This window comes from Flammeovirga kamogawensis, assembly GCF_018736065.1.
GTDB lineage: Bacteria > Bacteroidota > Bacteroidia > Cytophagales > Flammeovirgaceae > Flammeovirga > Flammeovirga kamogawensis.
Genome location: NZ_CP076128.1, coordinates 3,183,416 through 3,194,635, shown reverse-complemented (window position 1 = coordinate 3,194,635; position 11,220 = coordinate 3,183,416). Strand labels below are relative to the sequence as shown.

Sequence of the window (11,220 nt, the reverse complement as noted above, 5' to 3'; positions counted from 1 at the left end):
GGAAAATTATTTCTTTTCAGGGCTATTTTTTATATAAAGGTCCTATTTAACCCTAATTTTCTTAGTAACTGATTTGCCATTTACCTCTAAATATAGCACAAATAGTCCTTTACCAAATCTGCTTAGGTCAACTTCTTCTTGATAAGAATTTATAACCTCTGTAGTAAACAAAGCTTGACCTTGTAGATTAAACAAAATCAACTGTCCATCTCCAGAAGGAATATCAATTCTTACTTTACCCGAAGTTGGGTTGGGGTACACTTCTAATAAAGTCTTTTCTTGTACACTTGAAGATAAGATTATTTGAGGTGCTGCAGCAGGACCACCCTCACAAGAACCCCCTTCTCGCCATGCCCAACCCCAATTGTTGTCTATATTGTATTTGGGACTTTCTCCAACATTAGGCCAATCACTTATTACTGTATAATTTGTGCCATTATACTCAACTACATCTCCTAATCGATATTGTGAAACCGAGCTCCAAAATGGACAAGAAGAAACCTCTTCTTTATCAATCGTGATTGTTACTTCATCGGATACTGTTGATCCACTTTCATTATCAAAAACAATAGCTTTAATATTATAAATTCCATTTTCTGCATTCCACACAAATGAATAAGGAGCTGATTGATCTGTTCTTATTAAAATATCATTTGCATAAAATTCTACTTTCGTAACTGTTCCATCAGTATCAAAAGCGTCAGCTGACAACAATATTTCATTTGTATCAAAAGAACCCGTTAATGGAGAAGTAAGTGTTATAAGTGGCAATTCGTTTAATACAACAAAAATACTTGCTGTTGCAGTTATAGTTTCATTCGTAGCAGCATTGAATACGCTAGCAGTCACATCAAATGTTCCTAAAGATGATGCTGAAAACAATCCATTTGGAGCATTTAAAGACCAAGTAGGAGTGATATCAATTCTATTACCACAATTATCTAAACCCGTAACCTCTAATTGAACATTACTATTTAATTTTACACGCTGTTCTTGAGGTAAAATAGCTAAAGAAGTTACACCTGTAGATGTACAAGGTGTTAAAGGAGTATCAAAAATTAATCCTTCAATTTTAACTTCATCAATATAGATAGTACCATTATCACCCGTATTACCATTTTTTTGCCATTTAAAACCTGTAATTTTAGATGGATTCCATGTTACAGATCTTCCCCATGAAGGTTGGTCAAAATCAGACCATTGTAATGTTACTTTTGTCCAGTTTGAATGAGACGGAATTTGTATTTGATAATGAGCATAATCTGTAATAGAAGATAATAATGTTTGTAGATGCAACGCCTCTCCTTTATGATAAAAAGAGATACCTGACGACCCTGTTAAATTATAATCTGTACCGTCTGGTTTCATGTCAAACCCAAAAGCAACAAAAGGATTATAAGAAAGTGAACCTTGATTTAAATTATACTTAATTTTAGCTGAATAATCAGAACCATTAGCACCTCCATTTACCATTTCAAAAGGATTAGATGGAGTAACAGTTGATCTTCCATTTATTCCATCATCATGTGCATACCATTCTGTATTCATAAAAGAGATATTTCCTTGTTCGCTATTACTAATTAAAGTAGCATTTTCTGGTAACACCGTAACAATAGCGTTCGTTATTAATTGACCTACACTTACAGTTATCTCATAAACTCCCTGTTCTGTTGCATCAAAAACTCCATTTGGTGCATTTAAACTCCAAATAGGTGATAGAGTAGTTTCACCTCCACACTTATTAAAACCAATAGCTTCTAAAGTTAATTGTTCTCCTATAAAAATAGTTTTAGTACTAGGAGTGAGGACTAAATCTATAATACTTGAATCTGAGCAATTATTCGGATCTTCAACAACATTTATAGTTACAGAAGTAGATACATTATTTACATTTGCGGTGATTGTATATACACCAAATTCTATAGCCGTAAATAAGCCAGAAGGTGCATTTTCAGACCATGTAATATCAACATTTTCCATGCCTCCACATTCATTTAATGGAATAGCTAATAGTTGAACCGTTTGATTTCTGAATAATGTCGTTATCTGCGGAGAAACAGTAATATCTACAACCTCATGGTTAGTACATTCAGCCCCATTTCCTACAGCATTGAAAGTCATAATATTTGCCGCTCTACTTACTTCAGAAATTTCTAATTCGCTAGAAGATCCATCTAACCAATTTGAATTAGGCAAAGTAGTATCATTAAATCTTTCATTTCCTCCATCGTGCCAACATGCTCCACTGTGCGTATCTCTTGTATTATTTGCATGTTCCAACCAAACTTCATGATTCCAAGTTTGGTTATTCCCTGTTCTATCTATATGCCAAATTGTTAAACCTTCATCTGGTAAATAAGTGCTATGGCCATTTTTCTGAACAGCTTCTATCATAAAAAACTCAGTAGATTTAGTAGGGTGGTCGTACTTATAAATAGTGTTATCATTGGCTGTTTCATTTATAGTTCCATTATAATTAGAAATATTAGTTACAGCTGTCCAACCTGCTAACCATCTAAAATAAGGGTTAGGAGGAATTGGGTTTTTAGTACTTCCATAACCTGCCATGATACAAAAATTACCAATTCCACTCGTACCTGTAGAGCTAGAATATTTATAAAGATCTGGCCATTTACATAACATATGACCATTCTCGTGAATAATTGTACCAATAGATAAATCAGTATTTACTGGCGAAGTATTATAATCTTTAGAAGAAACCCCATCTGCAGAAAAACCTGTATATGTTCCTTTATGATGCCACATACCTTTAGCCCATGCTTTAGGCCTACCTGTATACATCAAATTAATTGCTTGTATTTTTCCGTTTTGAATACTTAATGATGAAAAATCAAACCCTTGTTCATCTACCTTACTTAAAACAAATTCAAGAATTTCTCTTGCTCCAGATGCATAGCCCATGTTATCATAAGTAGCAAATGATTTAGGGGCTCTAAAGTAGCCAAAAACAACATTTTCATATTCCACTAAACCACCCGATACATCTTCAAAATATTTTTTAACTGAACTATAATTCCCATTTACCTGAAAATTATCTCCATTCATCATTTGCTCAATAGTGCTTTTATCCCAAACTGCAGGGGCATCACTAAAATCTACTAAAATACAGATTCCCTTGTAGTTACCAATAACATGGTTTGTAGGTGTAGCATGTTGTTCACTACCATTAGCCGCACTACTTTTATAAATATTTTGATGATCAAGATGAGTATTTTCTTTTAATGCATCTTGGTTTTGAATTCTCTGTACTTCAATTCTTGACCGGTCCAAATCAAGATGTTTTTCTAATTGAAAACTTATTCTAAAACTAGATATTGACACTCCATAAGGTTCACCTGTATAATGAATACCAGTAGATATTAATTCATTTTTAGAAACTGATAATTGTGCATAACAAATCCATTCTGTCTCTTCATCTCTTATCAACGTATAACCATCTAAACTTTCTGCTCGCAAATAAAAATCATCTCCAAAAAGTTTTACTTGAACTACAGATCCGTCTGGCTGTTCAAATTCTTGTACTTCTCCATTTCTAGGTGCTGCCAATAATAAATGCATACCTACTACTAAAAATAGAAGTAATGAAAATAGCTTTTTAATAAATACTCGCATAGTTGTAATTAGTGAAATTGATAATCTAACAGATACCATCCATCTGTTTATTTGCTTTGTAGAGTCACAAATATTTCGATACTTCAATAAATTAATTACACTATACTATCATATGACTTCATTATTTGTTCAGTTTCAAATAATGCAGTAGTTCATCGTGTTATTAAGTTGATTTTTTTGATGAAAAAATAAAATATATGGAATAAAAATAGAGGTCACCAATTTCTTGATGACCTCTATTTTTATATTAAAGTATATGCTTATGCTACTACTTCTTCTACTAATTTTTCTGCATTAGCAAGAGCTGTTGGTAAATCCTCGTTAATTAAACGAATATCAAATTGATCACCAAAAGGCATTTCTTCAGCTGCTTTTGCCACACGTTCTTTAATCGCTTCTTCAGAATCTGTAGCTCTATCTCTTAAACGTTGCTCTAAGCATTCTACATTAGGAGGACACACAAAAACTGAAACAGCTTTATCTGCAAAGTATTTTTTTAGACTAATGCCTCCTTGCACATCTACATCTAAAACAACATGTTTGCCTTCGTTCCAAATTCTTTCTATTTCACTTTTCAAAGTTCCATAGAAGAGCCCTTCATAAACTTCTTCATGTTCTACAAATTCATCATTTGCAATTCGATTTTTGAAATCATCGAGAGAAATGAAATAATAGTCTTTAGCATCTTTTTCTTCTCCTCTCGGAGCACGTGTAGTTGCTGATATTGAAAATGTCAATTCAGGGAATACACTTAAAAGGTGTCTCACAACGGTGGTTTTACCTGATCCTGACGGTGCGGAAAAGATAAATACTTTGCCTGATTTCATGCTTTATATTTGCAAATAATTTTTTGATTAAAGATGCAAAGATAATGACTTAAACGGCTATTTCTCATTTAGTTTGCTTTCTTTTGAGAATATCCCATTTTTTTTGCGTAACCAACTAGCTTTTCTTTCAATAAATTTCGGGCTCTATGTAGCCTACTTCTTACCGTTCCAATAGGGATATCAAGGATTTTAGACATTTCTTCATAGGTAAACCCTTCAAGATCACATAAAATGATAACAATTCTGAAATCAACGCCTAATGCATTTAAAGCACTCGTTATTTCATCACCAATTCTATATTTATTGTTATCCTGGCGTATACCTGAAACTAAATTAGGATCATTTTTTTCTCCATTATAAATAGTCTCAACCTCATTATAATCAATTTTTGAAGGTTCTTTACTCTTCCTTCTATACTCATTGATAAAACTGTTTTTTAAAATTCGGAACAACCAAGCTTTTGCATTTGTTCCTTTTTCGAATGAATCGATAAATCTATACGCTTTCATGTGCGTATCTTGTACTAAATCTTTTGCGTCTTCATCATCTCCAGTTAAACGATAGGCAAAACTATACATTGAATCTGTGTGAGGAGCAAACTCTCGGTCGAAAATAATTAATCGTTCTTGAGTAGAATTCTTCTTCTTTAGGTTATTACTCATAATTGTAATGATAGTGGAAAGAGCTACCTTTGAGGTATCTCTTTCTTTAGTTAATAAATTAGGTTAAAACAGAAAGAACTTGTAATTACTTATTTGGTTTATCTAAATATAATACGCCAAATTTGAAAAATCATTAAGAAGTACAACTATCGTGTAGATAATGTTATGAGAGTGCAACAATTAAAGAATATTGTTATAAGTGGTAGTGATAATTTAAAAGATTTCAGTATTTCTATACAGATAATCAGTTATTTAAAAAATAAATACACTGATTCTCTAATTACTTGGATAGGAAATTCTGTACAATACGAAATTTCCAAATTTATTACATCTATAGATCAATTTATTTTATTTGATACTATTGATGATAATACCTTGAAAGATACAGATGCTATCTTTTTCTTAAAGAGTAATAAAGAGTTATCTAAAAAGGCACGTGATTTAAAAGTTAGCTACAGAATAGGAGGTAAAGATTCTTGGAGAAATAATAGAAGGTTAACCCACAGTATTGATACTAGTACTGCTACTTCTCTATTAGACGCTCACTTGTCATTTCTTCATGTATTAGATATTGATACTTCTACCAATGTAAAAGAGCAATTAATAGAGCATCCTATTGCAATTTTTAGAGGTATCATTAAAAAGGATTTAAAAAATATAGTTTTCTATCCTTATAGGTCGAATGCACATAGAGCATGGCCGGGTATTAGGTATTTTGAATTAATTGATTCATTACCTAAATATGAAAACAATTATATTATTGCTGGACTTGAAGAAGAAGGAAAGGCATTAAAATTTACTGCTCCAGAATTATTTAGAGTACCTAGTGTAAAAGACGCTACAGATTTAGAAAGCCTTGAAGAAGTACTTGCCTTAATTGCTAAATCAGATGTATTAATTACATACAATACAGACATTTCTAATTTTGCAGAAGCAATGGGTAAAAAAGTAATTTGTATCACTTCATCTGCAGATGCTTTTTTTATCAATAAAAAAATAAAAAATATTCTAACTGAAAAAACAGATTGCTTTGAATGTATAGGAGATAAACCTTGTGAGTGTTTGAAGAAGTTGGGGACTGAAGAGGTTATTCAATTTATTAATGAATAAAGATAGTTTCTACACTACTTACTTATAATACTAAATAGTATTCAAGTCAATAGTATTCATCAACTCTTTAATTTTATCCTGTAAATTAAGATTCTCTTTCTTTAATAAAGATATTTCTTTATGAACGTTACTCATGTCTGAATTAGATAAATAAGATGATTGGAAATTATTTGATTCTATTAAAGTATTATTTGCATCTTTTAATTCCATCTCTGATACTGCATTTAAAGCACCTAAATTTTTAATTGCACTTTCCAAATGAAGTTGAAAGTCTGGATCTGAAGATTCAATACTTTTTAATGTATTGATTTGATTAAATAATTCAGAAATTTGATCATGAAACACTAACTTTCTTTCCAAAATCGCTACCATATGATTTGGAAGAGGTTTAGAAAGCTTCTCTTGAGCTGTTATAAAAGTGTTTTCAGTATCTTCTAACCTTGTAAGATAAGACTCTATAGTAGTAGTGAATCGTTTTAGTCTCTCAATTGAATTATTTCTTTTTCTTAGGAAATCAAAAAGCCCCATGTCAGTAGTTTAAATAGTTACAGCTAAATTTTATTTAATTTATAAAAAAAATCTGCCAATCACTATTTCATAGTTTTTCTTTCTGCTTTATTTCTTTGATCTCATTTTTGGGTTCATTTAGTTGTAATACTATTTCCCCTTTTGCTTTTGATGATTTAACATAAGTGAAACAACCACAAATTATTTCAACTCATTCAGCTATTGATAGTTGAGAGTATCGTTTTATCAACATCAAATATATTACTGAAGATAAATCTGTTTTTCCTCATAAGGTTCAAGACTTATAGAAGTAATTTAAACCTAATACTCAATCAAATATAGAAGTTGCCTTTATTCCATCAGAAAATCATCATCAACTATTTATTATAGCTGATCAATTTCTCAAAGATGGTTTATATAAAAACTTTTGTATAAAAAAAAAAGAACTTGATCTTGGTATCATTTCCAAAAATATAAAGGGAATTCTTAAAATTTAAAAAAATCTTTTATCTAAAAAAAATGCCCTAACCGTAATTGGTTAGGGCATCTTACTACTTACATTTTACTCAGAGTATCCTTCTTTAATAAAAATGTTCGTTTTATTTTTACTCAGCAACTTCAGGAGCTACCTCTTCTTCTTCAGTACCTTTTCCAAATACTTGAGTTCTAATCTTCTCTTCTAATTCTTCCATTAGTTCAGGGTTATTTTTGATCAACTCTTTTACAGTTTCTCTACCTTGACCTAATTTAGAACCGCTATATGAGAACCATGAACCTGCTTTATTTACAATTTCAAATTCTACAGCCATATCTAATACCTCACCTGCACGAGAGATACCTTCACCATAAAGGATATCAAACTCAGTTTGTTTAAATGGAGGTGCAACTTTATTCTTTTGAACTTTTACTCTAGTACGGTTACCTGTAATATTATCGCTAGATTCTTTGATAGCACCAATACGACGAATATCTAAACGTACAGAAGCATAATATTTTAAAGCATTACCACCAGTTGTTGTTTCTGGGTTACCGAACATTACACCAATCTTTTCACGTAATTGGTTAATGAAGATACAAGAACAACCTGTTTTACTAATTGCACCTGTAATTTTACGTAATGCTTGAGACATTAAACGAGCATGAAGACCCATTTTACTATCTCCCATATCACCTTCTAATTCTGCTTTAGGAACTAATGCAGCTACTGAGTCAATTACCATAACATCAATAGCTCCAGAACGTACTAATTGTTCTGCAATTTCTAATGCTTGTTCACCATGATCTGGCTGAGCTACTAATAGGCGTTCCATATCGATACCTAATTTCTCAGCATAGATTTTATCGAATGCATGTTCTGCATCAATAAATGCTGCCATACCACCTTGCTTTTGTGCTTCGGCAATAATGTGTAAAGTCAAAGTTGTTTTACCAGAAGATTCAGGACCGTAAATTTCAATAATACGACCTTTAGGAATACCTCCAACACCCAATGCTAAGTCCAATCCTAATGAACCCGTTGAGATTACAGGTACATCGGTAACACTATCATCTGTCATTTTCATAACAGCTCCTTTACCGAATTGCTTTTCTAACTTAGCAATAGTAGTTTCTAATGCTTTTAATTTTTCTGTGCCTTGACCTTTATCCGCAGCCATGATAATATATATTTAATGGTGTAAGTTATGTTTCTTGTAAAAATCAAATCGTTTCCTCATTGATTATATTACAAACTTAGGGGAGAAGAACGTAACATAAGTACGTAGTTCTTAAGAATGTCAATTATTTTTGACTTTTATATAAATATCTATCAAAAATCTCAATTTTGAAACCATTACCGATAAATATTTGAACAAATATACATTTTCAAAAATACAAAAACTAATAAAGTTTAAAATAAAATCATTTTATTGGTTAATAAATCAACATTGATACATTATGTAACATTTGTTTTTTCAACTATCCTATAAATAATCAAAATCGTTAACATATTTAAACCTACTTATCAAATCATGTTGTGTATTTTTGTCAAAATTTGTCGAATTGTGGAACGTACAAGCGCGAGAAAGATGAACAAAAAACAACATGACCTTATTTCTCTGATTGGAAATACTCCTATCGTTAAAGTTAGTAATATAGATACAGGCAATTGTGAGTTGTATTTAAAGCTAGAAAACCAGAACCCAGGTGGATCTATTAAAGATCGTATTGCTTTAAGTATGATTGAAAATGCTGAAAAAGCAGGTAAAATTAAACCTGGTGATACTTTAATTGAAGCAACCGCAGGTAATACTGGTTTAGGATTGGCTTTAATTGCTATTCTTAAAGGCTATAAATTGATTTTAGTTATGCCTGATAAGATGAGTGGAGAAAAAGTAGCTCACTTAAAAGCAATGGGAGTAGAGGTTTTACAAACACGTTCTGATGTTGGTAAAGGTCACCCAGAATATTATCAAGATATGGCATTGCGTATCTCTAAAGAAAAGGGATACTATTATATAGATCAGTTCTCTAACCCAGATAACTCTTTAGCACACGAATTAACTACTGCTCCAGAAATTTTTAATCAGATGGATGGTAAAGTAGATGCTGTTGTTTCTGGTGTGGGATCTTCGGGAACAATTTCTGGTATGGCTGCTTTCTTTAAAAAGGAAAGTCCAGATACAGATTTAGTACTTGCAGATCCAGAAGGATCAATCTTAAAAGATTATATAGATACAGGAAAATACGGAGAAGCTGGTTCTTGGTATGTAGAAGGTATTGGAGAGGATTTTATTCCTGATATTGCCGACTTCTCTATGACTAAAACAGCCTATTCTATTTCTGATAAAGAAAGTTTTAATACTGCTCGTGAAGTTTTAATAAAAGAAGGAATTCTAGCAGGATCTTCTTCAGGAACTTTAATTGCTGCAGCTTTAAAATATTGCCGTGAGCAAACAACTCCTAAACGTGTAGTTACTTTTGTTTGTGATAGTGGTAACAAATACTTCTCAAAATTATTTAACGATAATTGGATGAAGGAAAAAGGCTTTATCGATAAAGAAACTTTTGGCGATTTACGTGACCTTATTTCTAATTATTATGATAGAGGTGAGGTAGTAACGGCAAGTATTGAAGATACGCTTTTAGATGCTTATAAAAAGATGAAAACTCATGATATTTCTCAGCTTCCTATTATGGATGGTGATAGTATCTTAGGTATTATTGATGAATCTGATATTCTTTTTAGCGTTTATGATGATGAATCTGCCTTTGAGCGTTTTGTTGCAGAATACATGACCAGTAATTTAGTAGTAATTGATGCATCTGATAGTATTGACCGTTTAATGGAAATCTTCCGTGATGGAATGGTGGCTATTTTAATGAACGATAGTAAATTTGTTGGGCTTATTACTAAGATTGATGTCTTGAACCATTTAAGACAACAAACGTCTAATGATAAAGGTAAAGGTTGATTTGAAAATCAATTAGATATATCTACTATAGAAGTAAGAGGGATGAGGTATTTGTGATACTTTTCCCTCTTTTTCTTTTAATACCTTAAATTAACCTAAGAGAAAGGTCCATTTTATAGATTCATAAAAATTCATATTTAAATTATAAAATGATCATAAACACCTCATTATCTAAACTATGCTTAAAATTCAATCTATATCTTTTATCATATTTACTTTTTTATTTTTTTCATGTAAGCCTGAATCAGAATTTATAGGAGAAAGCAAAAAAGCAGAAGTATATAAAGTAAAATTATTTAGAAACTTTGAATTAAGTCCTTCAACTTCAAATTTAAATACTTATTCTAATCTCAATTTAAAAATTACAGAATCGTTTATTGACAAAAATATTAAAATTTATGATTATCAACATTCACATTTTGTGTATGATAATAATAAGAATACACTCAAAGGAAATTGGTTAGGAGATGATATGAAAGAATTGAATTTTATTGACAAGAAATCATTTACTATCAATCATCAAAAAATTAGTGTAAGTAAATTCGTAAAACTGAAATTAAAAAATTGTTCATGTTGTCCTGATAACAATTATGATACTATCAGAACGCTTTACTTTAGTAATGAAATAGGAATAATTCATAATTTAGGGTCAAGATATTTTATGAATTTTGAATTAATAGAAAATTCAAAATTGGAAGGTATTAATGACGTAGAAAAACTATTTGAATCTCTAAATAAAGAAGAAGAGTTTTATCCAAACGTACATGAAACTGCTTTAAGAAAAAGTTTTTTTAAAGTTGTAGAAATTATAGTTCCTGAAGAAGAAGAACTTGATGAAATTGAATTAGAATTACCTGAATATTAATATTTACATACTTTTATCTTAGAGTAAGAACTTGAAAAGTAATTCAGGTTATACTATTGTAAAACAATACTTTAAAGGAATATGTTATACTAACAAATCATATTTGAACTCAATTAGTCATAAATCTAGAATAAACCAATAAATACTGAAATTCTAACCAATGT

Annotated in this window: 8 protein-coding genes; 3 read left to right on the top strand and 5 right to left on the bottom strand. The window is 30.9% G+C overall.

Features of this window, described 5'->3' with window-relative positions:
- Positions 1 to 42 precede the first annotated feature (42 nt).
- The 3 genes from KM029_RS12720 to KM029_RS12710 all read right to left on the bottom strand — a co-directional run bounded on the left by KM029_RS12720 (position 43) and on the right by KM029_RS12710 (position 5,122).
- Entirely contained in the window at positions 43 to 3,633 is a 3,591-nt protein-coding gene (locus KM029_RS12720; RefSeq protein ID WP_158631047.1) for a M6 family metalloprotease domain-containing protein, read from the bottom strand.
- A 260-nt stretch (positions 3,634 to 3,893) separates the two neighbouring features.
- Positions 3,894 to 4,460 carry a guanylate kinase gene (gmk, locus tag KM029_RS12715; protein ID WP_144073630.1) on the bottom strand — a complete coding sequence of 189 codons (567 nt, stop codon included), beginning with the start codon at positions 4,458 to 4,460 and terminating at the stop codon, positions 3,894 to 3,896.
- A gap of 68 nt (positions 4,461 to 4,528) precedes the next feature.
- Positions 4,529 to 5,122, bottom strand: a complete 594-nt coding sequence (locus KM029_RS12710; protein ID WP_144073629.1) for a sigma-70 family RNA polymerase sigma factor — start codon at positions 5,120 to 5,122, stop codon at positions 4,529 to 4,531.
- A gap of 165 nt (positions 5,123 to 5,287) precedes the next feature.
- On the opposite strand from KM029_RS12710, the gene KM029_RS12705 reads away from it, so the two are divergent.
- Positions 5,288 to 6,232 (top strand): glycosyltransferase family 9 protein, encoded by a 945-nt coding sequence (locus KM029_RS12705; protein WP_144073628.1) that lies wholly within the window; start codon positions 5,288 to 5,290, stop codon positions 6,230 to 6,232.
- 30 nt (positions 6,233 to 6,262) lie between these two features.
- Here the strand turns inward: KM029_RS12705 and KM029_RS12700 are convergent, their stop codons facing one another.
- Both KM029_RS12700 and recA read right to left on the bottom strand, forming a co-directional pair.
- Positions 6,263 to 6,760, bottom strand: coding sequence for a hypothetical protein (locus KM029_RS12700; RefSeq protein ID WP_144073627.1), 498 nt, complete (start codon positions 6,758 to 6,760; stop codon positions 6,263 to 6,265).
- A 584-nt stretch (positions 6,761 to 7,344) separates the two neighbouring features.
- Complete coding sequence (recA, locus tag KM029_RS12695) at positions 7,345 to 8,394, bottom strand: recombinase RecA (RefSeq protein ID WP_144073626.1); 1,050 nt, start codon at positions 8,392 to 8,394, stop codon at positions 7,345 to 7,347.
- 411 nt (positions 8,395 to 8,805) lie between these two features.
- Between recA and KM029_RS12690 the strand changes: the two genes are divergently transcribed.
- Positions 8,806 to 10,191 (top strand): pyridoxal-phosphate dependent enzyme, encoded by a 1,386-nt coding sequence (locus tag KM029_RS12690; RefSeq protein WP_144073625.1) that lies wholly within the window; start codon positions 8,806 to 8,808, stop codon positions 10,189 to 10,191.
- A gap of 178 nt (positions 10,192 to 10,369) precedes the next feature.
- On the top strand, positions 10,370 to 11,056 hold the full coding sequence (locus KM029_RS12685) for a hypothetical protein (RefSeq protein ID WP_144073624.1): 687 nt from the start codon (positions 10,370 to 10,372) through the stop codon (positions 11,054 to 11,056).
- Positions 11,057 to 11,220: the final 164 nt, after the last annotated feature.

Excerpts from the sequence above, each read along its gene's own strand:
- recA (WP_144073626.1), bottom strand. The coding sequence starts at position 8,394 with ATGGCTGCGGATAAAGGTCAAGGCACAGAAAAATTAAAAGCATTAGAA.
- KM029_RS12700 (WP_144073627.1), bottom strand. The coding sequence starts at position 6,760 with ATGGGGCTTTTTGATTTCCTAAGAAAAAGAAATAATTCAATTGAGAGA.
- KM029_RS12705 (WP_144073628.1), top strand. The coding sequence starts at position 5,288 with ATGAGAGTGCAACAATTAAAGAATATTGTTATAAGTGGTAGTGATAAT.
- KM029_RS12710 (WP_144073629.1), bottom strand. The coding sequence starts at position 5,122 with ATGAGTAATAACCTAAAGAAGAAGAATTCTACTCAAGAACGATTAATT.
- KM029_RS12685 (WP_144073624.1), top strand. The coding sequence starts at position 10,370 with ATGCTTAAAATTCAATCTATATCTTTTATCATATTTACTTTTTTATTT.
- KM029_RS12720 (WP_158631047.1), bottom strand. The coding sequence starts at position 3,633 with ATGCGAGTATTTATTAAAAAGCTATTTTCATTACTTCTATTTTTAGTA.
- gmk (WP_144073630.1), bottom strand. The coding sequence starts at position 4,460 with ATGAAATCAGGCAAAGTATTTATCTTTTCCGCACCGTCAGGATCAGGT.
- KM029_RS12690 (WP_144073625.1), top strand. The coding sequence starts at position 8,806 with ATGAACAAAAAACAACATGACCTTATTTCTCTGATTGGAAATACTCCT.